Source organism: Aliihoeflea aestuarii, assembly GCF_024105665.1.
Classification (GTDB): Bacteria; Pseudomonadota; Alphaproteobacteria; order Rhizobiales; family Rhizobiaceae; genus Aliihoeflea; species Aliihoeflea aestuarii.
In genome coordinates, this window is record NZ_JAAAMK010000001.1 from 694,475 (window position 1) to 718,490 (window position 24,016).

At 62.0% G+C, this 24,016-nt stretch carries 20 protein-coding genes and 2 pseudogenes; 8 read left to right on the forward strand and 14 right to left on the reverse strand.

Features of this window, described 5'->3' with window-relative positions; genetic code table 11:
* The first annotated feature begins 87 nt into the window (after positions 1 to 87).
* The 4 genes from GTW25_RS03475 to GTW25_RS03490 all read left to right on the forward strand — a co-directional run bounded on the left by GTW25_RS03475 (position 88) and on the right by GTW25_RS03490 (position 5,360).
* Positions 88 to 1,971, forward strand: a complete 1,884-nt coding sequence (locus GTW25_RS03475) for a dipeptide/oligopeptide/nickel ABC transporter permease/ATP-binding protein (RefSeq protein ID WP_252910456.1) — start codon at positions 88 to 90, stop codon at positions 1,969 to 1,971.
* Positions 1,968 to 3,089, forward strand: coding sequence for an ABC transporter ATP-binding protein (locus tag GTW25_RS03480; protein ID WP_252910457.1), 1,122 nt, complete (start codon positions 1,968 to 1,970; stop codon positions 3,087 to 3,089). The genes GTW25_RS03475 and GTW25_RS03480 overlap by 4 nt, the downstream gene beginning before the upstream one ends.
* Positions 3,086 to 4,294 carry an NAD(P)/FAD-dependent oxidoreductase gene (locus GTW25_RS03485; protein WP_252910458.1) on the forward strand — a complete coding sequence of 403 codons (1,209 nt, stop codon included), beginning with the start codon at positions 3,086 to 3,088 and terminating at the stop codon, positions 4,292 to 4,294. The genes GTW25_RS03480 and GTW25_RS03485 overlap by 4 nt, the downstream gene beginning before the upstream one ends.
* Positions 4,295 to 4,376: 82 nt before the next feature.
* Entirely contained in the window at positions 4,377 to 5,360 is a 984-nt protein-coding gene (locus tag GTW25_RS03490; RefSeq protein ID WP_252910459.1) for a M14 family metallopeptidase, read from the forward strand.
* 333 nt (positions 5,361 to 5,693) lie between these two features.
* On the opposite strand, the pseudogene GTW25_RS20635 reads toward GTW25_RS03490, so the two are convergent.
* From GTW25_RS20635 to GTW25_RS03500, 3 genes and pseudogenes are all read right to left on the reverse strand, one after another.
* Positions 5,694 to 5,917: pseudogene (locus tag GTW25_RS20635) on the reverse strand (integrase); the annotation flags it as partial.
* Positions 5,918 to 6,029: 112 nt separating this feature from the next.
* Positions 6,030 to 6,419: pseudogene (locus tag GTW25_RS03495) on the reverse strand (type II toxin-antitoxin system VapC family toxin).
* Entirely contained in the window at positions 6,406 to 6,846 is a 441-nt protein-coding gene (locus tag GTW25_RS03500) for a hypothetical protein (protein WP_252910460.1), read from the reverse strand. Before GTW25_RS03500 ends, GTW25_RS03495 begins: the two are co-directional and overlap by 14 nt.
* A gap of 217 nt (positions 6,847 to 7,063) precedes the next feature.
* On the opposite strand from GTW25_RS03500, the gene GTW25_RS03505 reads away from it, so the two are divergent.
* Positions 7,064 to 7,663 carry a DUF6506 family protein gene (locus GTW25_RS03505; RefSeq protein WP_252910461.1) on the forward strand — a complete coding sequence of 200 codons (600 nt, stop codon included), beginning with the start codon at positions 7,064 to 7,066 and terminating at the stop codon, positions 7,661 to 7,663.
* 109 nt (positions 7,664 to 7,772) lie between these two features.
* Positions 7,773 to 8,594, forward strand: coding sequence for an alpha/beta fold hydrolase (locus GTW25_RS03510; RefSeq protein ID WP_252910462.1), 822 nt, complete (start codon positions 7,773 to 7,775; stop codon positions 8,592 to 8,594).
* A 22-nt stretch (positions 8,595 to 8,616) separates the two neighbouring features.
* On the opposite strand, the gene GTW25_RS03515 is transcribed toward GTW25_RS03510, so the two are convergent.
* The 7 genes from GTW25_RS03515 to GTW25_RS03545 form a co-directional block, all read right to left on the reverse strand.
* Entirely contained in the window at positions 8,617 to 9,870 is a 1,254-nt protein-coding gene (locus GTW25_RS03515) for a DUF5996 family protein (RefSeq protein ID WP_252910463.1), read from the reverse strand.
* 77 nt (positions 9,871 to 9,947) lie between these two features.
* Positions 9,948 to 10,883 carry a pirin family protein gene (locus GTW25_RS03520; RefSeq protein ID WP_252910464.1) on the reverse strand — a complete coding sequence of 312 codons (936 nt, stop codon included), beginning with the start codon at positions 10,881 to 10,883 and terminating at the stop codon, positions 9,948 to 9,950.
* A 139-nt stretch (positions 10,884 to 11,022) separates the two neighbouring features.
* Positions 11,023 to 11,916 carry a LysR family transcriptional regulator gene (locus tag GTW25_RS03525; RefSeq protein ID WP_252910465.1) on the reverse strand — a complete coding sequence of 298 codons (894 nt, stop codon included), beginning with the start codon at positions 11,914 to 11,916 and terminating at the stop codon, positions 11,023 to 11,025.
* Between the two features lie 132 nt (positions 11,917 to 12,048).
* Positions 12,049 to 13,440: an MmgE/PrpD family protein gene (locus GTW25_RS03530; RefSeq protein WP_252910466.1), complete on the reverse strand. Its 1,392-nt coding sequence runs from the start codon at positions 13,438 to 13,440 to the stop codon at positions 12,049 to 12,051.
* A 9-nt stretch (positions 13,441 to 13,449) separates the two neighbouring features.
* Positions 13,450 to 14,763, reverse strand: a complete 1,314-nt coding sequence (locus GTW25_RS03535; protein WP_252910467.1) for a TRAP transporter large permease — start codon at positions 14,761 to 14,763, stop codon at positions 13,450 to 13,452.
* Positions 14,764 to 14,799: 36 nt separating this feature from the next.
* Positions 14,800 to 15,297, reverse strand: coding sequence for a TRAP transporter small permease subunit (locus GTW25_RS03540; protein ID WP_252910468.1), 498 nt, complete (start codon positions 15,295 to 15,297; stop codon positions 14,800 to 14,802).
* 71 nt (positions 15,298 to 15,368) lie between these two features.
* Positions 15,369 to 16,406, reverse strand: coding sequence for a TRAP transporter substrate-binding protein (locus GTW25_RS03545; protein ID WP_252910469.1), 1,038 nt, complete (start codon positions 16,404 to 16,406; stop codon positions 15,369 to 15,371).
* A 146-nt stretch (positions 16,407 to 16,552) separates the two neighbouring features.
* Between GTW25_RS03545 and GTW25_RS03550 the strand changes: the two genes are divergently transcribed.
* Together GTW25_RS03550 and GTW25_RS03555 are read left to right on the forward strand one after the other, a co-directional pair.
* Positions 16,553 to 17,887 carry a nitroreductase family protein gene (locus tag GTW25_RS03550; protein ID WP_308206223.1) on the forward strand — a complete coding sequence of 445 codons (1,335 nt, stop codon included), beginning with the start codon at positions 16,553 to 16,555 and terminating at the stop codon, positions 17,885 to 17,887.
* A 49-nt stretch (positions 17,888 to 17,936) separates the two neighbouring features.
* Positions 17,937 to 18,839, forward strand: a complete 903-nt coding sequence (locus GTW25_RS03555) for a polysaccharide deacetylase family protein (protein WP_252910471.1) — start codon at positions 17,937 to 17,939, stop codon at positions 18,837 to 18,839.
* Position 18,840: 1 nt separating this feature from the next.
* Here GTW25_RS03555 and GTW25_RS03560 read toward each other — a convergent pair whose 3' ends face one another.
* Genes GTW25_RS03560 through GTW25_RS03575 form a run of 4 tightly spaced genes read right to left on the reverse strand, consistent with a single transcriptional unit; the run spans position 18,841 to position 23,998 of the window.
* Positions 18,841 to 19,839 carry an asparaginase gene (locus GTW25_RS03560; RefSeq protein WP_252910472.1) on the reverse strand — a complete coding sequence of 333 codons (999 nt, stop codon included), beginning with the start codon at positions 19,837 to 19,839 and terminating at the stop codon, positions 18,841 to 18,843.
* Between the two features lie 4 nt (positions 19,840 to 19,843).
* Complete coding sequence (locus tag GTW25_RS03565) at positions 19,844 to 21,244, reverse strand: dihydroorotase (protein ID WP_252910473.1); 1,401 nt, start codon at positions 21,242 to 21,244, stop codon at positions 19,844 to 19,846.
* Positions 21,241 to 22,626 (reverse strand): MmgE/PrpD family protein, encoded by a 1,386-nt coding sequence (locus GTW25_RS03570; RefSeq protein WP_252910474.1) that lies wholly within the window; start codon positions 22,624 to 22,626, stop codon positions 21,241 to 21,243. Before GTW25_RS03570 ends, GTW25_RS03565 begins: the two co-directional genes overlap by 4 nt.
* 1 nt (position 22,627) lies before the next feature.
* Entirely contained in the window at positions 22,628 to 23,998 is a 1,371-nt protein-coding gene (locus GTW25_RS03575) for an FAD-dependent oxidoreductase (protein ID WP_252910475.1), read from the reverse strand.
* Between the last annotated feature and the right edge of the window lie 18 nt (positions 23,999 to 24,016).

The window sequence follows — 24,016 nt, forward strand, 5'->3', positions numbered from 1 at the left end:
GCCGGCGTAGATTTGAACCAGAACAAGCCATCCATCCCCCGAACGGATTCAGGACACCGCATGCCCCGGGTTCCAGGCAGTACGCTGTTGCTGACCATCATCAGCCAACCAAAGGGTTTGATCGGTCTTTCAATCGTTGTCTTCTACGCCTGTCTGGCCATTTTCGGTCCCTGGCTCGCTCCGCACGATCCCTACACGCAGAATTTCGCGTCGATATTGCAATCGCCATCGACCGCGCACTGGTTCGGCACGGACGCGCTTGGCCGGGACGTCTTCAGCCGGATATTGACGGGTGCCCAGACCTCACTCGGCATCGGCGTCGGAGGGGTGCTCGTCGCCCTTCTGATCGGTATGCCCATTGGGGTTCTGGCGGCCTATTTCGGCGGACGGCTCGATTTTCTCGTCATGCGCGCGGTCGACGTGATGCTGAGCTTCCCGGACATCGTGTTCGCGCTGGCCATCGTCGCGATTCTGGGTGCCAGCACGCAGAACGTCATTCTGGCCGTCGGTCTGGTATCGGTGCCGGTCTTTGCGCGCACCGCGCGGGCGGTCACCTTATCCACCATGGCGGAGCCATACATTGAAGGAACCGTCTCGCTGGGAGCGTCGCCTGCCCGCGTGGTGGTCCGGCACATCCTTCCGAATATCGCGGGTGTCCTTCTAACCTTGAGCAGCCTTCTGTTCGCTTCAACCCTGCTGACCGCTTCGGGTCTCGGCTTTTTGGGTCTGGGCGCGCAGCCGCCGCATCCCGAATGGGGCACGATGCTGGGCGAAAGCCGCTCTTACATCCGCTCCCATCCTTATCTTGCAACCTTTCCCGGATTGTTCCTGGCGTTTTCCGCCCTCGGCTTCAATCTGCTCGGCGAAGCGCTGCGCACGATCTACGACCCGACCTCGCCTAAAGACTTCAGTTACCGTAAGGCAGATCGGTCGGCACAGGGGGCGGACGTTGCAGTGCAACCTGCGGGTGGGGCGAAGGGTCAGCACTCGTCGGTCGAAACGAGTGACGTGAGCATTTCTTACCTCGTGCCGACCGGCGTGCTCGAAGTGGTGAGGGGCGTCAGCCTCAGCGTCGAGGCTGGACGGACCATGGCCGTCGTTGGCGAGAGCGGCTCGGGCAAAAGCACGCTCCTGCGCGCCATAGCAACGCTGCTCCCGGTCGGAAGAGCCGTCGTCAGCGGCGGCAGTATCGCGGTCGCTGGCCAGCGTCTCGACACGCTCACGCCGGACGGAATTCGAGAGCTGCGGCGGCGTAGGATCGGCGTGGTTTTCCAGGACGTGGCGAGCGCGCTCAACCCGGTACTAACCGTCGGCTACCAGTTAGAGGAGGCCATCCGCAGCGGCGAAAGCCGGCTATCGTCAAAGGACATCCGCTGCAAAGCGATTGCTCTTTTACGTGATGTGAATATTTCCGATCCCGAATGGCGATTGCAAATGTATCCGCATCAGTTCTCCGGCGGCATGAAACAGCGAATCGTGATCGCGATGGCGCTGGCGCAAAATCCTGAGGTTCTCCTTGCCGACGAACCGACCAGCGCGCTGGACGTGACTATCCAGCAGCAAATACTGTCTCTCTTGCGTGAGATGCAAAAGGCACGCGGCATGGCAATGCTGCTTGTCACCCACGATCTCGGTCTCGTGGCGCGTTATGCCGACGACGTCGCGGTAATGTATGCGGGGCGGATTGTCGAAGCAGGCACGGTGACGGGCGTGTTCCGGAACCCGTGCCACCCCTATACCCGCGCGTTGCGGGATTCTTCGCCCGAGATCGCGACCAGGGCGGGTGGGCGCAAACTTCCGGCGATCCAAGGTGAGCCGCCAAACATCGGAAAGCTGCCTGACGGATGCGCGTTCCGACCTCGCTGTCAGCGATACGCGAGAAGGTCCATCTGTGCCACCGACAACCCCGACTTGCGTCCGATTGGCACCCAGCGCGCCGCTTGTCATTTCGCCGAGGAGGCGTTGTCGTGACGCATCGCGATGATACGGATGACGTGATTGTCGCGGCAAATCTGGAAAAGCATTTTCCGATCCGTAGCGGTTTTTTAGGGCGCAAGGTCGTGGCCAGTGTTCGCGCGGTGGACGGCGTGTCGTTCCGCATAAGACGAGGAAGCTGCTTCGCAATTGTAGGAGAAAGCGGGTCAGGGAAAAGTACGCTCGCACGGGCCGTCGTGGGGCTGATCCGGCCCACCGGCGGCGAAGTGCTGATTGATGGTGAAAGCGTCAGTGACAAGACGGATGCGCAGCTACGCAGCATGCGCCGCAAGGTGCAACTCGTTTTGCAGGATCCGCTGGCCTCTCTTGATCCGCGCATGACGGTTCGCCAGACCCTGCGCGAAGCATTGGTCGTTCATCGCCTTCGGCCCGATCGTGCAGCCCGCGAGGCGCGCATCGAGGAAGTCGTTCGTCAGGTCGGTCTCAGTACGGTCCATCTCGACAGATACCCAAACGCTTTATCAGGTGGACAGCGCCAACGCGTGGCGATTGCCCGTGCGGTCGTATGCGAACCGGAGGTTCTCGTTCTCGACGAGCCGGTCAGCGCGCTCGACGTTTCCGTCCAGGCCCAGATCATCAACCTTTTGATGGAACTGCAGGACAGGTTGCACCTGACATACGTCATCATAACCCACGATCTCTCTCTCGTCGGATACATGGCGGACGATGTGGGGGTGATGTATCTCGGTCGCTTCGTCGAGCGCGGGCCGGCGTATTCCGTTTGCCGCATGCCGATCCATCCCTATGCGGAGAGTCTCCTATCCGCAGTCGCCGGTGTCGATCCTCAGATCGAGAAAAGTAAACCTCTTCGCATCCTTCGTGGCACGGCTCCCAGCCCGACGGCGCTCCCCAGCGGCTGCACATTCCACACGCGCTGTCCGCGCGCTCGAGCCATCGCACGAACGCTTGCAGTGGATGCAATCCATGATGTCGAGGGGGAAGGATTGCCCAAGATTTGCGTGACCACAGTGCCGGAACGGCGACGCTGCGATCCGTCAGACGTCGAAGTGACCTGTCATTTCGCCTGCGGGGACGACGGCATGGTTTCCGTCGATTCTCAAAACCCTGAAATAAGAGGAAGATCACCACAATGAATTCTCATAATACCAGCGATGTCGTTATCGTGGGCGGCGGCATATATGGCAGCAGCTTGGCCTACGAACTGACGAAGGCCGGCAAGAGTGTCACGCTTCTGGAAGCCGGCGAAATCGCCTGCGGAGCTTCGGGCGGTCCAGGCGAGCGCGGCGTGCGAGCGAACGGCCGCGATGTTCGCGAACTACCGATCGTCGCGTTAGCTCAGGAGCGCTGGCTTCAATACCAACAGTCGATTGAAGGCGGTGTCGGCTATCGCCGGAAGGGTGGTATGTGGATTGTCTCGAAAGGTTTCGGCGTGCGCGAACACGAGATCATGGGCGCGATCGAGGCGCGGGCCATGATTCAGACCGCCATGGGAAGTCCCACCGAGTTTTTGAGCCGAAGCGACGCGCTTGCGCGTGAGCCCGAACTCTCCTCGTCCATTTTCGGCGCGGTCTACAGTCCCAATGATGGCGTGGGCGACCATTCCTTTGCAACGAGGCAGTTCGCGAAAGAGGCGCAGAAGCTCGGCGCCAAGATCCGCACCGGAGCTAAGGTCGTGGAGATCGTGCACAAGAACGGGGACGCCACCGGCGTAAAACTGGAAGACGGCGAGGTGGTGCCGGTGACCGGCCAACTCGCGCTTATGGCGAATGCCGGCATGCTCGGTTTCCTCAAACCGCTCCTTGGTCAGGAAGAGCGGATGCCGATCTATAATCTCATGCCACAGATGATGTATGTCACCAATCCTGACGGCAGGAAGCTCAACCATCTGCTCGGTCACATGCAGCGCCCACTGGCGATCAAGCAGTTGCCGGACGGTACGATCATGCTCTCGGGCGGCGTCAGCGTGGCTTATGATCAGGATGGCGGAACGTCCGGAACGTTGTCTGCCATGTCCATCAATCTGAGTGATGCCATCCAGACCATGCCTTTTTTGGAACGCTCGGCCTTCATCAAGACGGACGCCACCCGCACGGATACCGTCTCGATCGACGGCATCCCGATCATCGGCAAGCCAGGCGCGCTCAACAACACGATCTACGGCTATGCTTGGACGGGGCATGGTTACGCGATCTCGCTCGGCTTCACCAAGTATCTGACCGACTGGCTCCTGAGTGGGGAAAAGCCCGCCGAACTCGAGCCCTTTTCCCCGCGTCGTTTCATCGATCCGGCGCGGCAGGCGATCGCTGCAGTGACGGAACAACGTTCGCTGGCGGCATAACCGGTTCTTCCGATCGGACGCTACAGAGCTTCGCTCAAGCCTTATCCCCGGCCTGTGACCGGCCGGGAAAACGATTCTGCATTTGAAAGGAAAACTCATGCTGGACGGATTCGACCCCACCGTGGAGGGCAAGCACCTCTATGATTTGCGCCCCCTCGTACCCGCTGACGACACGCTGAAGGAAGACGTGATTTGCATTATCCGAAATGGAGAAGGCCCGACGGCGCTTCTTTGCGGCGGCATCCATGGCGATGAGTACGAACCGCAGGTGATCCTGCGGCAATTGATAGACGAAATCGCGGTGGAGGATGTACGCGGCCGCCTCATCATCATCCCGACGATCAATCCGCCAGCCTCGCAACGAGGCTCCAGGGTTTCAACGATCGACGGGCAGAACATGAACCGGTCGTTTCCTGGCAATGCCGAAGGTACGGGAACCGAGCGCCTTTCTGCATTCCTGCACGACGTCGTCTTCCCGTTGACCGATCTTCTCGTCGACGTTCATTCCGGCGGCGGCGATTACTTTGTCGTGCCGATGATTTTCGGATTTACCGGACCGGAATGCGGTGTTGATGAAGCCGGACTTGATCGAATCATGGACGGTTGGGGCTACCCTATCGTCCAGTATGTCGAAGGCATAGCTTCTACTTCGGCAGGAGCTTCGCCGCTTGTCGGCGTGGCGTCGGTCGAAATTGAGGGTGGTGGCGGAAGGGCCGTGAAATCGTCCGAACTCGCCATCATGCGGGAGGGTATCCTGCGAGGCCTGCATGCATATGGTGTACTTGCGACTGGTCCGGGGGGCATGAGCAGGCCGCCAATCCGTGTGGCCGTATCCGCCGAGAATAATCATGCTGCCCCCTCTGAAGGCTTGATCGAGCATCGTGTTGATCTGCATGACAGGGTCGAGGCCGGCGATCTACTGGCGGTGTTACATCCGGCCGCCGGGCGAACCGGCGCAGCTTTAGAGATTCGCGCCAACGGCCCTGGCATCGTCCTTCGGCAACGGGCGAGGTTCTTCGTCGGAAAGGGCGAGTTGATTTGCGGAACTGGCAATTTACGCATGTAATAACCAGAAGCGGTGACGTAGCGTTCACACGTCGTCGGCTCGCCCGCTGGAAAGCGGATTGCCATGATGTCGGCCCTACAAAACGGGCTTTTCTAAGCAGTCCGGCAGAAAGCTAATTCCCACACAAGACTGGATCTAACAGATAATGAGTGGCTGGCAATGCTCATCACCCATCAACGACCAGTAAAGAGGCCTCATACGAGAGTGTCTGCTGCGCGCGGCGGCGTGTCAAAATTCAGACACTCGGCTTGCCACCCCAACACGGACTAACGCGGGAAAGGCATCGCGTTCGACTAAGCGGTCATTCGTGCTTCATCGGATGACCGCTAAACGTCAGATTTGGGTTCTGTCGGCCAGGAGCAGCGCGTCCTCCACGTCGCACCAAGATACCGAACGGTGTTCCCAATCATGGAGCAAGATTTGGATAGCACGGATATTGCCCGTCGCTTTGTAGATCATTGAGGCCTTCGTGCGACGCAGCGAATGCGCCATACTCCTCTGACCGTGGTCATCGCGGCCACCCACTCGTTAACGAGGCGAGCATACTGCCATGTGGCTCTTCAGTTTCGGTAAGGCACCCCAGTGATGCGCCTTTGGCATGTCCGCTTTTGGGAACTTATCAGCGCCGCCTAAACGTCTGAAATGGGAGCGCAAACCTGCCGGTCTGGCTCACGCTTCCTGCACGCCCACATAGCCGGCGGTCTTTGCCGCTTTAACGAACTTCCGGTCGAAGCTGACGAAACCATCGCAATGCAAGGACCCGACGAGATGCAGGGCGTCGGCGAAATCCATTCCCTTGTCGGCAAGGTCGAAGGCGGCGGCCAGCACCGTCCTGTCCTCGACTGTGACGGTCGGCAAGCCGGCACAGGTCCTCATTGCGCGCGCGAATTTCGGTGGCCGGTAACCATAGGCGCTGCGCAGCACCCACTCGATCTCCAGCATCACCGTGACAGAGACAAAAACCGGCCTGCCGTCGATTAGCGCGCGGGCGCGAGGCGACTGCTAGAGATGGTCGCCAGTGAGGTAGCGAATAACGAGGTTCGTATCAATCGCGAGCATCGCGGCGCTTCGCTTCGGCGAGTACGCCTGCATTCGGATCGCGCCCGATCGCTGCCATGACGGTGGACCGGGGCATGGCGAGATAGCAGATATCGTGGTCGCTAGACGATTGCGTGGTGATCGGCCTGTCGCAATCGAAAAGCACGAGGCCCGTGGAATTGTCGATCACGTCGCGCCTGTCGTCGCCGTGCTCGACATACACATGACCGGCCCTCACGAAGCCGAAAAGCACCAGCCCGCAATCCAGTTTGCCGAAATGACTGACCAGATCGTCGGCTTGCAGATTATGATAGATGACGCCATCGGCGGTTCCGCCACCGAGATATTGTCCCTGAAAGCTGCCGGTGCCGTTCGACTCCGGCCTGTCGAGAACCGCCGAGGAAAAAGCTGCGCCAATAGTCGAACTGGCTGGATTCCTCCATAGCACTCGTCGAAAACCTTTGGAACGAAGTCTCCATTTCGCAAGCCTCAGTCGGTCATTCCGGGCGTCTCGAATTCCACGGTTCGATGATACGTGCTATCGACCACTCGATGCAAACATGTGTGCTTCGGTGTGAGCATTCTCGGGTGAACCAGCGACGATCCGCGTTCGCTGTCCCGGCGGTGTCGCAGGGGAACCGGACAGACAATCAGGGAGAAACCGAATGCGCAGAGCCGTATTCTACGAATTCCACGAAGGCGATCCATCAACCGACCGGATAACGTATCGGAATTCGTCGGACGAGGTGACGATCCTGCCGACTGGGGATCCGACTGTGATTGCGCCGATGGCGGCAAAGCTCGCCGGTGAAGGCGTCGGTCTCATCGAACTTTGCGGAGGACTGCCGTTGGCGGTTCGAGCCATGGTGAAAGACGCCGTCGGCGACAGAGCGCAGGTCGCCTCGATTGCTTTCGGCATCGAGTCGATCGTGAAGGCAGCGGAATTCAATCATGCCTTCATGGCCGGAAAACCTCCGGCGGAAGCGTGTATTTTGCGGATGCGGGACGCCGACCCCGTCGCCGACCGCTTCGTTCGTCATTCAGGCCCGCAGCACACAACCTTCATCATGTCGGGCGAAAACTCCGCGGCCGGAGTTGCGCGCGAACTCGCAGAGACGGGCATCGGGCTGATCGAGCTTTATGGCGGCTTCTCCGACACTGTCGCCTCGAACATCATCGAGGTCGTCGCCGGTCGCGCCGCCGTGGGCGTGAGCGGTTTTGGCCACTCGCCGGCCGAGACAGCCAGCCCGCGCGCGAGATCGTGAGCAAGCCGCATGAGGACGGATGTCGACACCTACGCCGCAAACTCAGGCGATCGCCTTCGGAACGCTCGAACCTGCGATGACCGATCGTCCTTCAAATACTGGATTTGAGATGCTGGACCTGCCGAACACATCCATGATCGAAGGAAATGCCGTCAGGTGGGGCAAGTGCGGAGATGGCCCGCCTCTCGTCGCGATTCATGGCACGCCGTTCTCATCGCAGGTCTGGCGCAGGATCGTGCCGCATCTCGCCGATCGCAGAACGGTCTACTATTTCGATCTCGTGGGCTACGGACGGTCGCAGATGCGGGAGGGTCAGGATGTGTCGCTCGCCGTGCAGAACAGGGTTCTGGCGGCATTGTTCGAAGAATGGGGGCTGGCGCGCCCCGATGTGCTCGCGCATGATTTCGGTGGGGCGACCGCACTGCGGGCCTACTATCTCGATGGTCTGCGGTATGCGTCCCTGACGATCTTCGACGCCGTCGCTCTTGCGCCCTGGGGATCGCCCTTCGTGCAGCATGTGCGCCTGCATGAGACCGCGTTCGCGAAGATGCCCGACTACATGCATCGCGCCCTGCTGGAGGCGTATCTACAGACTGCGGCGCACAATCCGTTATCGGCCGAGGCGATGGACATCTACTGCGCGCCCTGGCTGGGGCCGGTCGGTCAGCCCGCTTTCTACCGGCAGATCGCGCAGATGGACCAGAAGTACACCGACGAAGTGCAGAAGCTCTACAGAACGATGGATTGCCCCGTCACGGTGCTGTGGGGAGAAAAGGACGACTGGCTACCCTATGAACAGGGCAAGGCTCTGACCGCCCTTATCTCGGGCCATGCATGCGTGGCGGTCAGCGATGCCGGGCATCTCGTGCAGGAGGATCGGCCGGAGGCGATCGTCGCGGCAGTCCTGAAACAGATGGCCGCCTCGCAATGACAGGCTGTCCGGGAGACCCAGCCTAAGACCCGCGCAGCACGTCCTGCCACTCAGGGTGGCGGCCGATCTGCGCTTTTGCGAACGGGCAAAGCGGCATGATGGCGACGCCTTCGCGTCTTGCATCCTCGACCGCCTGTCGCACCAGCCGCTCACCGACCTTGCGGCCACGCAGGGCCGCCGGAACTTCGGTATGGTCGATGATGATCAACCCTTCCCCGGCCCGGCTATAGGTCATCTCGGCTTCGACGCCATCGACGACGAGGCGATAGCGCCCTTTCGATGCGCCATCTTCCCGTTCGACCGTTCCATCGCTCGCCGCAGGCGCATCCGCCACCAGTCCGGCATCCGCCGAACGCACCTGACGCGGCCGTCCCTGCGCGCATTCCAGAAGGTCGCGATCCCATTCGCCCAGATCAGCAGCCGCCTCATAGGTCGAGACCAGAAATGCCATGAGGGCCGCGTCGGGATCGGCGGCCGACTGGACGGCATCGTAGGGCAGAACGAATTCCGACAGGCCCTCGCTCCAGAACGCGGCGTCGGGCTGAACCGATGCGCTTCGAAAGCCGTTCGGCGCGGGATAGGCGTAGGCGTAGAAGGCCGGATAATCGATGCCGCCGCCGCCCGGCCAGAAGCCTGCCGACGAGACCTCACGGTCATAGGCTTCCCGCGCCACGTCGTCCGGCAACGCCGGAATGCCTGCAGGGTGAAGCGGAGCACGCCGTCCCGAAAAGCGGGTGACGGCGAGGTCGAGAGCGCCCCAGAACAGGTGGACGGGACTGGATTTGCCGAGGAAGGATGTCCGGAACGTCTTGAACACCTTGTCGACCGCCACCAGAGCATGATGGAAACGTTGAACGGCGTCGCGGTCGTAGGGCCGTTCGCGATGATCCTCAACAAAGGGGACGGGATATGGCACCTCATTCGGCGAACCGTCGAAGGTTGGCGTGCCGCCGAGTTCGGTTATCAGGGCCACGAAATTGGCATGGAACGCCGCCACCGTGGACGGCCCGAGCACAAACGATGCCCTCCGACCCTCGCCGCACGTCCCCACGACCATATGCTCTCGAAAGTCGAACAGGATCTCGATGCCGGGGCCATCGGGGATCGGCGAAGAGGCCAGGCCGTTCGGCGTGACATAAAAGGTCGCGTTCCACGAATGGTTGAGCCACGGCGTATGGGCCAGCCGATACTTGCCGGCGATCTGCAAATAGAGATGGAGGGCGGAACACGTCTCGCGCCAGCTAAGGTAATCGAGGTTGGGCCATTTGTTGCTCATAGCGCTTCCTTCATCCAAAATTCTCGCTGCGAGATGGCCTTCCGGCCGATCGATCGCCTGCACTTCATTCTACCGGTTCAGTCCGGAAGCGGGATGTGTTCGTCCCGATCGTCCACCGGGAGATCGAAGCGTCCCTTGCCCCAGTTCTCGGCGCGCCATTCGGCCTTCGCAAGTTCGATGCGCTCCTGCGACGAGGCGACGAAATTCCACCAGATGTAACGCGGTCCGTTAAGCGTCGCGCCGCCGAGGATCATCAGCCGCGCACCCCGGCCTCCGGCCGCGACCGTGATCCGATCGCCGGGACGGAAGACCATCATCCGACCGGCCTCGAAATCCTGGCCGGCGACCGAAATGGAGCCTTCGACGATGTAGATGCCCCTGTCCTCGTGATCGTCGGGCATCGGCAGCCGGCTTCCCGCTTCGAGCTTCACATCGGCATAGAACGTTTCGGAGAGCATCTTCGCGGGCGCGACCTTGCCGTAGGCGTTGCCGAGGATAAGCCGAACCGAGACGCCCTTGTCCTCGATCATCGGCAGTGATGCCTTGCCGTGGTGCTCGAAGGTGGGCGCCACATCCTCGTGACTTTCGGGCAGAGCCAGCCATGTCTGGATCCCGAACAAGCTGTTCGGCCCGCTCCGCGCGGTTGCGGAGGTGCGCTCCGAATGGGTGACGCCGCGCCCGGCAACCATCCAGTTCAGCGCGCCGGGGCTGATGATCTGATCGGCGCCGGTGCTGTCACGGTGATGGAAGTCGCCGCGATAAAGATAGGTGACGGTGCCCAGACCGATATGCGGGTGCGGGCGGACATCGACGCCCTGTCCGGTCAAAAACTCGGCCGGCCCGGCCTGGTCGAAGAAGATGAACGGCCCGACCATCTGCCGCTTCGGCGCCGGCAAGGCGCGACGGACCTCGAAGCTGCCGAGATCGCGCGATCGCGGAACGATGAGGGTTTCGATCGCGTCGACGCCGACCTCATCGGGGCAGCCCGGTTCGATTGCTGGGTTCCAACTCATACGCGTCATCCTCTCGTATCGGATTGCCCGATGTTACCAGGCAATTGTCCTAACGAGCGGCCGTCATTGCAACTAGACTCGCGATCCGCTCATCTGTGTCGCGGAAAACGCAACGCGCGGAAACTCGTCGCAGGTCGAGTTATCGCTCGACACCTGCAAGGCGCGGATCTTCTTCGAGGCACTCGATCAGCAATTCGGTGAGAACCCTTACCTTCCGCGACGGATGCTGACCCGGCGGGCGGATGACATATGCACCTGCCGAAGGTGGCGGATAGCGTGTCATGATCGGAACGAGCGCGCCGGAAGCGACATATTCATCGGTAACGCAATCGGGCAGCCAGGCAATGCCCAGCCCCGCAGCAGCAGCGGTTGCAAGAGCGGCCGCGTTGTCGGCTTTGAAGCGCCCTTGAGGATTCACCGTGACGATCTTGTCGCCATCCATGAATTTCCATGTCTCGGTGCCCTGCAGAACTGCCTGATGGGAAACGATTTCCTCCGGCACCTCGGGCGAGCCGTGCGCTTTGATATAGTCGGGACTTGCGACCAGTTTTCCGTAAGTTACCCCGACCCGCCTCGCGACCAGGCTGGAGTCCTGAAGATGGCCGACCCGGATCGCACAATCGAAACCCTCCGCAATGAGATCGACGAAACGCTCGGTGTAGGAGGAATGGATGTGCAGCTTTGGATGGCGTTGCGCCATTTGCGCCAGCACCGGCGCGAAATGAGTTGGACCGAACGTGATCGGCAAGGAAACACGCAGGCGGCCGCTCAGGTCGCCGGTCGGCTGGATCGCTTCCCTCGCCGCGTCGATCTCGACGCTCACTCTGGCCGCATGATCGCGAAACGCGACACCCGCTTCCGTGAGCGCGGCCCCGCGGGTCGTTCGTGAAAGAAGCTGGACGCCCAGTTCGGCTTCGAGCCGGAAAAGCCGCCGGCTGACGATCGACTTTGAGACGCCGAGCCTGCGCGCCGCCGCCGAAACACCGCCGGCATCGGCAACTTCCACGAATGTCCGCAGGTCTTCGATGTCCATCTCGGCGTTCCCGTTTTGGCGACACAGCTTGGCAGGAAGCCCTACCGCATCACGAACGCGAATGCACTGCCGCCATCATTCCGGGAACAGCCTCGAACGCATCTGAGCGAGTCCGTCGCAATCGGGGAACTTTCACGCGACCATGGTCCGCACGGCATCGGCCCAGCTTCTTTCGAGCATTGTCGGTTCCAGACGTAGGATCGGTATCAGCACGGATCGGCTCGCGGGATAGAAAGCGCCCGCATTGCCGAGCATCTTCGCCTCCAGTTGCTCTGGAGAAAACGGCTGGTCCTCGCCGCCCGGCGCGCTCAGGCAGGTGCCGTGCAGCATTTGGCCGCCCGCAACCGTGATCGAAACCGAAGAAGGCCGATCGTTCGGCCACTCCATCTCCTGCGGGTAGGCTTCGATCCGAACCAGATCGCGAAGCGTCGCCATTGTCGGGTCGGACAGCGTTTCGGCAGCGAAAGCCGATGCTCCGGCATGACCGTGCAGAAGGGTCGCCGCGGCGATATGCTGGATCGAGAACTTCGCGGCCAGGCTGGTCTGCGGCTGCGCATTGTCGAGCTTGCGCCCTTTCCAATGCGTGGCAACCACAATCGATTCGATCCGGTCGGCCGAGACCTCCTCGCCGCGAAGCGCGTCCAGAACGGCCTCCACCGTCGAATGGGCGTATTGGCAGCAGGCGTGCATTTTGTGGTAACCACCGAGAATCAGCCAGCGCGAGCCGAGATCGCGGTCGATTTCCGCAGGCGCGGTCGTGCCGCCCATGATGTCAGCGAAGACCTGGGTCAGCGATCGCGGGCTGCCGACGATGCCCAAAGGCGCCCAGTCGACGGCACGAATGCCGTTTTGTGCGCAAAGGCCGGGCCAGACATTACGGATCAGCGCGCCGGTGACGGCATGATTGAAAGGCCCGGGAAGACATAAGGTGGCCGCCGTCGCAATCGCGCGGCTTGCCGTCTCGGCATCGACACCGCGCAGTTTGGCCACGGCGGCGGCGGCGCCTACCGTCGCCAGCCCGCCATGAGGATGAAGCGTCAGGCCCGGAAAGCTGAATGCATGGGCGATGCGCGCAACGGTCTCGTAGCCGGCAACGAGGGCGAGCAGCAAGTCTCGTACGGTCTTGCCGGTCGCTTCCGCCTCTGCCAGCAGGGCCGGAATGCAATAGAGCGCCGCGTGGCACACGACCGCCCGGTAGCCGCCGTCCAGTTCCGCCCAGTCGGCCGCAGTGCCGTTGGCCAGAGCCGCTGAATAGCGGTCGAACCGGCGCTGCGGCTTCGTCCCGTCGAACACTGTCGCCTCGCCAGCACCCGACGATTTCGACAAAAGCTCGCGCATCGCTTTCAGTTCGGGCTCGTCCGCTGCCACGATCAGAGCGGCGAGATCGTCGCAAAAGACCTGCGCTGCACGGCCTCGAACCTCGTCCGGGAGATCGTCCCATTCGAGTTTCGAGGTGAACCGGGTGAGCGTGGCAAGCGCAGTCACTACCGTTTCATGCACATTGTCGGCTGTCGGTTCGGACATAACAACCTCTTAATAGGTCAGGGACGGCAGCCAGGTAACGATGGCCGGGAACATGATCAGCAGCGTCAGGGCCACGATTTCCATCAGGATGAACGGCGTGACGCCGGCAAAGACCTCTTCAAGGCGAAGCGGAACCGGCGACGACGAGCGCACAACGAAGACATTGAGTCCGATCGGCGGTGTGATCAGCGAGATTTCGCACATCTTGATGACGACGACGCCGAGCCAGATCGGGTCGTAGCCGACGGCCATCATCACCGGAAACATCACCGGCAGGATCATGATCATCATCGCGATCGGCTCGATGAACATTCCCATGATGAGGAATATGAGACCGAAGGCGAGGAGATAGGTGAAGGGAGACAGGTCCTTTGCGATCAGCCAGTCGGAAACGGTGCCGATCAGGCCGGTATATGTGAGGAACCGCGCGAAGAGCATTCCGCCGATGATCACCATGAAGATGGTGGAACTGGCCAGGATCGCTTCGAGGAAGGTTTCCTTCATCGCCGACTTCGACGCGCGGCGCTTGAACAGCACGATCAAAAAGGCACCGAACGCGCCGACGGCTCCGGCATAGGTCGGAATGAAGTAACCGCCGTAGATGCCGCCGATGACCAGCGTGAACAGAAGGATGATGCCCCAGGTGTTCTTGAGCGAGCCGATCTTTTCGCGCATCGGGATTTCGCGGGTCGGCGCGGGCGCGTGATGCGGCTTCATCTTGGCCCAGACATAGATGCCGGCAAGGAAGATGAATGCCGTCATGATGCCGGGGATCAGGCCCGCGATCAGCATCCGGCCGACCGACTGTTCGGTCGTGATCGCATAGACGACCATCAGCACCGAAGGCGGAATCATAGCGGAGAGAACACCCGCCGAGGCGATCGAGCCTGAACTCAGGCGCTTGTCGTAACCGGCGGCGTGCATTTCCGGCATCGCCATCTTGGTGAAGACGGCGGCGTTGACCATGGTCGATCCGGACGCAGCCCCAAACGCCGCTGACGCGATCGTTGTCGTCATAGCCAGGCCGCCGGGCAACCTGGAAAACCAGTTATACGCTGCCTTGTAGAGGTCCGTGGTCAGCTTCGCCTGAGTGGCGAGCGACCCCATGAGAATGAACAGAGGGATCACCGCGAGCGTGAAATTGTTGACGCTTGCGAAAGGTACGGTCGAAACCTGAGCCATCGCGGCGAAATGCCCGACAGAAAGATACATTCCAAGAATGCCGCCCAGACCCATCGCCACACCGATGTGAACGCCTGCGACAAGAAGGAAGAACACGAGCGAGATCGCTATGATCGCAGCGCTGCCGGGATCCATGAGCATGGTGGGAACCTCAAAGAAAAAGCTGGGCGAAGGCCGTCAGCCAAAGGCTGTCGGGCGCGGATTGCCGAAATGCGTAAGGTCGCGCCAGGTATCGAGCAGAAGCTGCACGATCATCAGTCCCGATCCGATCACCAGAAGCCAGCGTGCGGGCCACAGCGGGAACCGGATCGAACCCGAGGTAGCTTCGCGAATCTCGAAGCTGTAGAGCGCTTCGACACCGCCCTGCCAGACGATCAGCGAAAAGAAGACGATGCCTGCCAGCGACGTGATCAGGTCCATCACCGATTTCATTTTCGGCCCGACGCGAAAGTAGAACAGCTCGACGCGGATATGCGCGTGGCGGATCTGCGCGAAAGTGATGCCGCCGAACACGACCAGAACCATCGTGCTTTCAGTGAATTCGAGCGCGCCCGGAACCGGCCGGCCGAGCATCGTGCCGACCACGTCGGCAACGCTGACGAACATCGACATCAATATCGCGATGCTGCCGCAAGCGACGAACAGAACGGCTAGTTTCGTGACCAGGCGGTTCAATGCTGATCTCCCGACAATAATGTTGAAAGCTCCGGCCGGGGTTTCCCGGCCGGAGCTTTTGAGCATGTTGCTTAGTCGGCGCTCTGGGCGGCGTCGTTGCCGGCGGTCATGTCGCGCCATTCGCTCGCAACCATTTCCGCCTGCTCGCCCTGCCCGCGACCGGCCATGTCGTCGACCCAAAGCTGAAGCAGATCGGGGGTCTTTTCCTGCCATTCCTGCAACGTCTCGGGCGAAAGGGTGATGATTTCGCCGCCGTTTTCCGTGATGCGATCGGTGGAAGCGGCCGTCGCGGCATCGATCCACTCGACATAGGCCTGCTGGGTGGCAGCCGCTTCTTCCGTAATGATCGCCTGGATGTCCTCGGGCAGACGCTGCCAGCTACGGTCGCTGATGACGACCATGTGCCCGGCGATGTTGAGGCCCGGGCCGCAGGAATATTTGCCGGCCTCGTAGAGGCGATAGGCGTCCACATTGCCCAGATTGACGAACGAATAGTCGAGCGTGCCGCGTTCGATGGCTTCATAGAGATCGCCGGCCGGAACCGTCAGCGGCGTCGCGCCCACGGCCGTCATCATCTGCGGAATTTCGTTGCCGAAGGTGCGGATCTTCTTGCCGGCGAGGCCGTCGAGGCTCTTGCAGGCGTCGGTCTGGCCCGTCAGGTAATAGGGATCGAGCGGCTGGTGGAACAATCGATGGATGCGCAGGCGCTCCATCTCTTCCTTGAACGGATCGAGATTGGCGAAGGAATAGTTCGCGACCTCGATCGCCTGTGCCGGGCTGTTGAAGACGAAAGGCGTCTGGAGAATCTTCGAATAGAGAAGCTGGTCGCCGTAATAGCCCGGAACGATCGCCGCCATGTCGACCGCGCCGCGCGAGACCAGCGCCAGAAGCTCGGAATCCTTGCCCAGGCCGCCCGAGTAGACGATGTTGAACTGCACACGCCCTTCGGTCCGCTCCTCGACGCGGGCGGCAAATTCCTGCTCGATCTTAACGAAGGCGCTGTTGGACAGGTAATGCCCGTAATTGATGCGGAATTCCTGAGCGAAGGCGCTCGTGGCACCGGTTGCCGCGAAGAGCACGGCGGCGGAAGCGAGAACTTTGCTGATCATGAAACTGGTATCTCCCATTGAGTGACGACCGACCCGCTCTTGCAGCTTCTTGACATCGGTCATTCGACAACTGTTTACAGTTTGCATTATTGGATTTGGGTGTCAATAGTGCCCCGAACGCCGTACGCCGCACCAGCAAGGGGGACGTGGAATTGCAATTTTCAAGCGCCGAAGAAATCCTGCAAAGATTGGCCGATCGTAGGTCCTGCCGCGATTTTGCGCCCCGCTCCGTCGAGAAATCCGTGTTGCTGTCCATCCTGCGCGATGGTCTGGAAGCGCCCTCGTCCTGCAATCAGCAACATTGGCATTTCGTTCTCGTCACCGATGACAGGCAAAAGGCAAGAGCGGCGGAACTGGCGGGCGGCAATCCGCACTTCCAGGACTGCGCCGCTCTTATCTATCTGTGCTTTCAAAAGGGATGGACCCACGATAATTTTTCGGTGGTCCAAGGCGTCGCCGCGGCTGCCTACCACATGATGCTGAGCGCGCATCTGCGCGGTCTCGGCGCGATCTGGAATGCGGGCATCGGCGACAGAAGCGGTGTGCGCGACATGCTGCAACTGCCCGAAATCTTCGAGCTTCAGGGCGCGCTCGCCATCGGCCACGCGCGCAGCGAGGATATCGGGCGCAAGCCGCCGCGCCGTCCCCTGGAAAGCGTCGTCTCATTCGACACGTTCGAACGTCCCGAAGAAACCATTTATCCCGCCGTGCCATCGAAAACCTACCGGTTCGACGCCATGTCGAAGGCCGACAATCCCTATGCCGTATGGGATCCGCAGCGCTGGAGCTGGGCTCAGCTTGCCGACTACCGTGCGTGGTCGGTCTGGGCGAAATCGCCCCTGCCGGGCGTCTACACGTCGCGGCGTCAAGGTCAGGGCACGCAAAAGGAACTCGATCTCATACCCGATCTTCGGCCCGGCGCAAAGGTTGCCGAACTGATGCCGTGGGGCGGAACGAGCACCGTGGCCCTGGCAAACCGGCTGCCTGCCGACGTCTCGCTCAGCGTCGTCGAGCTTCACCGAAACCATTTCGATTTCATTGCCGACCGCTGCCGGCGCGAAGGCGTGGGCCGACCGATCGATTACGCGCTGATGGTCGAGGGGCGATTGCCTTTCGACGACCACTCCATCGACCTGCTCGTCGTTCCGCAGACGCTGGAGCACATGGCCGACCCGCAAGCCGTATTGGCGGACGCCGCGCGCGTCCTGAAACCATCCGGGCGCCTGGTGGTCAGCGCCCGCAACCTTACCTCCCGCTACGGAGCGGAATGGGCGCGCGTGGAAGCCAAAGGACAGGTGCCGTTGCAAGGCCCGTTCACGCCGCTGCGCCCGCGCCGGCTTCTCGATCTCGTCAACGCGCGTTTCGAAATCGAGGCGCTGCACGGCATCGGCAGGACCGGTTCCGGCGATGCGGACGTGCTGACGGAGGGATCGATGCGATTTCGCCGCCGTGTCATCGCGTTGCGCGCCCGCCCGCGCTGAGCATTTGAAATGCCGGACAAGCCCAAACACAAAGCAAAAGAGAGGACCCATGGAACTTCGCAAACATGGACGCTACGCATTTTCGGCGTTGCCCGACCGTCCCCTGTATGAGTGGCCGGAAGGCAAGCGCCTTGCTATGTGCGTTTGCAACAATATCGAGATCTTCAGTTTTCGCGAGGGCCTGGGCAGCGACAGCGCGACCTTGAACGCGCCGCAAACCCACCGAAACTTCGCCTGGCGCGACTACGGAAACCGCGTCGGCATGTGGTATCTGTTCGATCTTCTGGAAGAGCTTGGCCTGCCAGCCTCGCATAATGCGAATTCGTTCGTCCTGCGCGAACACCCCGAGATTCTCGCGCGCATCCTTCAGCGCAACGACGAGATCATCGGCCACGGGCGCTCCAACGGCGAGCGGCAGGACGTTCTGTCGCCCGAAGATGAACGCAAGCTTATCCAGGATGCCACTAACGAGATCGAACGATTGTCTGGCCGAAAGCCGAAAGGCTGGATGGGTCCCTATTTCGCCCAGAGCGAGGTCACGCTCGATCTTCTCGAGGAAGCGGGCTACGAATTCATGCTCGACTGGCCAGTCGACGACCAGCCGATCTGGATGAAGACGCGCAAGGGCCGCATCCTTTCCGTTCCCTATTCGGTCGAGTTGAACGATTCCCCATCGATGGCCTTCCGGCAGGAAAGCATGATGTCGTTCGAGCGGATGATCGTCGACCAGTTCGACGAGATGCTGGAACAGTCGCGCAAATACCCCCTGGTATTCACGGTCATCCTGCATCCGTTCATCATCGGACACCCCTACCGGCTTCGTGCCCTGCGCCGCGCGCTCGACCATGTGCTGAACCATCGCGAGGAGCTTTGGGTCACGACCGTCGGCGGCGTGAACGACCATATCCGCCAGTTGCCCGAAGGCACGCTGCCGAACGTGCCTTCGGCATAAGTCAGTAACGGTCGAAGAAATCCTGTATCCGGCCGATATCCGTCGTCTGCCGAAGTGCGAGCGACAGGAGGATGCGGGCCTTCACCGGGGACAGATCGCCTGCCGCGACCCAGCCCTGCGCGTCGAGCCAGCCCCGTCTGGCGACGCGCCCCTGCCCGACGCGGCTCGACTGCACGATGACGGTTCCCGCCCGCGCGGCCTCGCACAGCGCCTCACGTTCGAGCGGCGCGGGAATGCCCGGTGCGAAGGCCGCCGACACGATGCCTGCGGCACCGGCGGCGCGAAAGGCCTCGACGGCCGCGCCGTCGCAACCGGCATAGGAATAGGCGATGTCCACGCGTGGCAGCTCCGTCATCCCGTCGACGTCGAAAGCGGGTTCTTCGGATGTCGGCGGATGAGCGGGAAAACGAAAGACGACGCGGTCGGGATCGGCGAAACCTATAGGCCCGTTTGCCGCGGAATGAAAGGCGTGCAGACGGTATGTCGAGCCCTTGGTCGCATCGCGGGCCGCATGAATTTCATCGTTCATGACAACCATCACGCCTCGCCCGTAAGAGGCCGGATCGGCCGCGACGCGTACGGCATTGATGGCGTTCGCGGCAGCGTCCGAACTCACAGTGTTGAGCGGGCGCTGCGCGCCCACGACGACGACCGGCAAGGTCGCCGGCAGTGTAAGGCTGAGGAAATAGGCGGTTTCTTCCAGCGTCGCCGTTCCATGCAGGATGACGAAACCGGCAATCGCAGGATTGTGCCTGACGGCGGTCGTGATGGCCTGGTGCAGGCGCAGCCAGTCGGACGGCCCGATGGCGCTCGATCCGACCGAACGGAAACCGATCGGCACGAGGTCGGCGAACGCGTCAAGCTCCGGAAGGCGTTCCAGAACCTCCTCGACTGACAACTTCCTCCCCGTCTCGGGGTAGTCGAGATAGTCGCGCGGATCGGAAGCCAGCGACGAGATCGTGCCGCCTGCCCCGATGATGCCGATCGATGGCGATGCCATGGCGCTACGCCGCAAGGTTCAGCTTGCGGTGCTGGTAGCGGCCGATGCCAATGCTTTCGTCGGTAAGTCGACCATCGTCGACGATCAGATGTCCGCGCACCATCGTGTGCGTGACGGCGCCCTTGAAGGTCTTGCCCTCATAGATGGAGTAGCCGGCCGACGACACGACGTCCTCGCGGCGCAGCGTCCATTCGCGGTCGAGATCGACCAGAACCAGATCGGCGTCCTTGCCTTCTTCGATCGATCCCTTGACCGCGTCGAGCCCCATCAGCCGGGCGGGATTGGCGCACAACACCTCGACCAACCTTTCCAGCGGAATGCCGCGTGCATGATGCCCGTCGGTCAACATCACCGGCAGCAGGGTTTCCATGCCGGGACAGCCAGGCGAAGCGGACCAGATGCCGTTCTCCTTGCTGGAAATGTCCCGGTGAACATGGTCCGTCGCCACCGTGTCGATCTCGCCTTCGACCACGGCGCGCCACAGGCGTTCGCGGTCTGCCTTTGCGCGCAAAGGCGGGTTGATCTTGGCAACCGCGCCGATCGGATTGTCGATATCGTGGGTCAGGTAATGCGGACAGGTCTCGAAATAGACGCGATCGCCGGCGGCACGGCGCGCAAGGCCCGTTTCCAGCGCAGCGGCCGAGGAAGTGTGCACGACATAAAGCGGAGCACCGGCGACGTTGGCGAGATAAGACGAGCGCTGCACGGCCTCCGCCTCGACGAAATCAGGCCGGCTCGCATCCCAGCTTGCCAGTCCGCCGGTCCCGTCAGGATCGGCCTTCATTGCGCGATCGCGCAGCACCCAGGCCACTTCGATGTTTTCGGGATGCGGGGCGACCATTCCGCCATGCTTTGCAGCATGCTCGGCCAGCCGGAACAGGAACCCGTCATCGATGTCGGGAAGGCCGAGGCGCTTGCCCTCCCCGCCACGGTTGTTCATGAAGATCTTCAACGTCGGCGCGCCGTATTTGACGATGTAGTCGGGCACGGAGGCGAGCTGTTCCTCGGTCGAAATGATGAAGTGGTAGCCGAAATCGATCCGCGAACCCGCTTCGGTGACGCGCTTCACCTCATCGAAAATCGTCTCGTGCGGTTCCGACGCCATCAGATAGGGAACCATGCAGGTAACACCGCCCACCGCCGCCGATGCCGATTCCACCGTTGCGTCTTCGGGTTGGCGAGGGCGGGAAATATCCTTGCCGTGGCCAAGATGAAGATGCGCATCGATGACGCCCGGCAGGATCACGCGCCCGGTCGCATCGATGACGCGCACCGCTTCTGCCGCCTCGCCCGGCGCGAGAATGCGCGCGATGCGGCCGTCGCTGACGGCGATGTCGCAGCGCACGCGGCCACGGTTCGGGAGGATGGCCTCGCCGCCACGCACCAGAAGGTCAAAATTCGTCATTTCGCTTCCCCTTTCTGCTTGCCGAACATACGAAGCGCCGTTGAAATCTCGTCCAGCGCATTCGCCCCGGCCAGATCGGCCAGCGCCTTACGCAGGCGTTCGACATCGTCGCTGCCGCCAAGCCGCGCCGTATTGTCCGCGAATTTGCGGTCGAGATCGGCGCTCGATGGCGGGCGGCTTCCATTGCCATATACGTCATCGATGCGCCGTTCGACGACGCGGCCGCCGTTGAGCGTCAGACGCAGGAAGGCATCGAACCTGCGTGGAAACGCGCTGTCGCCCAGCACATGCCACGTCGTGCGTGCCGCAAGCTCTGCGACGCCGGGCGAAAGCGGGCGCTCGAAACTTGCCAGATCGACCTTCTGGTCGACGAGTTGCATGGCTACCGTCACCGGCAGCGACCAGCGGGCCAAATGTCCTTCGGCAAGGGTTTTCGCTTCCCACGGTTCGGCGATGATGCCGGCCGCGCCCTGCGGCACGCCGCAGTCGACCGATGCGATATCGTCTGCGTGAATGCCCTCGGCCTGCAGCAATTGCGCCGCCTCGATGAAAGGGTGAAGATAGTGGCAACACGGGTAGAGCTTGTAGGCGGCATCCTTGAGATGCCAGACCGTGCCGATATCGCCGATCATTCCGGCGAAACGATCTGCCGCGGCATCGTCGCCCGCAAACTGCCTGAACAGGCCAAAGCGGCCTTCGATAGCGGTCAATGGGCCGGTCATGCCGGCTTCCGCGAGATCGGCCGCCATGATGCCGGCATGGGCTGCCCAACCCGGATGCATCGACTTGACCGTCGAACCGTTGGTCAGGAATTCGAAGACGCCGGACGCCTGGCTGAGCGCGATGCCGAGCGCTGCCTGCCGCTGGTTGCGGTTCAGACCCTTGAGGTCGGCTGCAATGCCTGCTGCGCATAGCGCGCCGCCGATCGAGGTGAGTTGGAAGCCCCGGTTCTGGAAACCGCCGGCGGCCGCCAGCCCCATGCGGATGAACACCTCGTACCAGAGCGCGTAAACGCGCGTCAGGCGCGCGCCGCTCACGCCATTGGCTTCGCCCGCCGCCAATGCGGCAGCCGCAAGCACGGCGCTGCCATGCACGATCGAACCCGTATGGGTGTCGTCATATTCGAGGCTGTGGATCAGCCCGCCATTGATCAGCGCGGCCTCGGCTGCGGGAAGCCCATATGCCAGGCCCAGCGCGCTTGCCGGTCCGCGCTCCTTGCGGCTCGCGGCATAATTGCGCCAATGCGCGCCCGCCTGCGTCGTCGATGCGCCGAGCCCGACGCCGATGGCATCGGCGAAATGGCGCAGCGCGGTCGCCTCGACCTCGCCCGGCAATTCTGCAATCTGATCCAGACGATCCAGTATCTCCCCGGTCAACGCCATACTATCCTCCGGCAGCGATGTCGGCGGCAGCGGCCAGCGCCGCCAGTCGTCCAAGCGCCGTCGCCGTCAGAAGGCCATTGCCCGAGGCGTAGCCGAGCGCGCCCGCGCGGCCCGAAATACCCGCCGCCGCGCCGCCGCCAGCATAAAGCCCTGCGATGACCGAGCCGTCCTGACGCAGCACGCGCGCGTCGTCGTCGATACTCAATCCGCCCTGCGTGTGGAACAGCGCCGGCACGACCCGGCAGGAATAGAAAGGCGCCTGCAAGGGAGCCAAACCGAAATTGGTTCGCGAATGGGCGTCAGTCCCACCCTGCGACGCAGCCGTGTTGTAAGCCTCGACGGCTTTGGCCGCAGCCTTTCCATCGATGCCCTGCGCGTTGGCGACGTCCTCGACCGTATCGGCCTTCTTCAGGCCCTTGTGTTCCCAAAGCTCCGCGAATTCTTCCTCCGCCATCGAGATTTCGAAAATGCGCTGGTCGAAGATCGCGAAGGCGTGCTGTCCCTGCGCCAGCACGTTCTTGGCGAAGCCCGAATAGCCGAGGCTCTCGTCGCCGAAGCGCTCGCCCTTTTCGTCCACGATGACGCCACCCTTCTCGACCGTGGTCCAGCTCAGAATGGAGCCGTGCGGATCGGCGACGGCTGCGTAGCCCTGATAGGCTTCCATGTTCTGCATGGCAGCGCCCAGTTCCTCGCCCCAGACGATCGCCTCGCCGTCGGAGCCCGGCGCGCCGAAATACTGCGCTCCCGCGATTTCGGGAATAAACCGCTCGACCAGCGGACGATTGTTGCCGAATCCGTTCGATGCCAGAACGACCGCGCGCGCGCGGATTTCCATCTCCTCGCCGTCTCCCGCATCGACCACCACGCCGCAGACGCGATCGTCTCCCACGATCAGCCGCACCGCCGAATTGCCCACGGCCAGCGGAATGTCGCGCTTTTCGACCGCCGCCACCAGATCGTCAACCAGATCGATGCCGCGGCGCGATTTCGGCGCATGAAGGCGCGAGACCGAGTGACCGATATGCTTGTAGGCGGTGATCAGTTCCATGCGGCAGCCGACCTCGTCGATCAGCCACTCGACCGTCTCGGCGGACACCGCCGTCATGCGGCGGACGAGTTGCTCGTTGTCGGTGTCGCCAGCAATTCCCATCAGGTCGCGGAAATAGCGTTCGGCATCGTCGTCGATGCCGGCTTCGCGCTGGAAGCGGCTGTTGGCGGCCGGCACCGAGCCGGTCGACAGCGCGGAATTGCCGCCCGGCCGCTCCGTCTTTTCGACGATGGCCACGGACAGGCCCTTGTCGTGGGCGGCGATGGCGGCGCACAGGCCGCACGCGCCGGCACCGATCACCAGAACGTCGAGTTCGTCACTCATGGAAGAAGTCCCCGGATT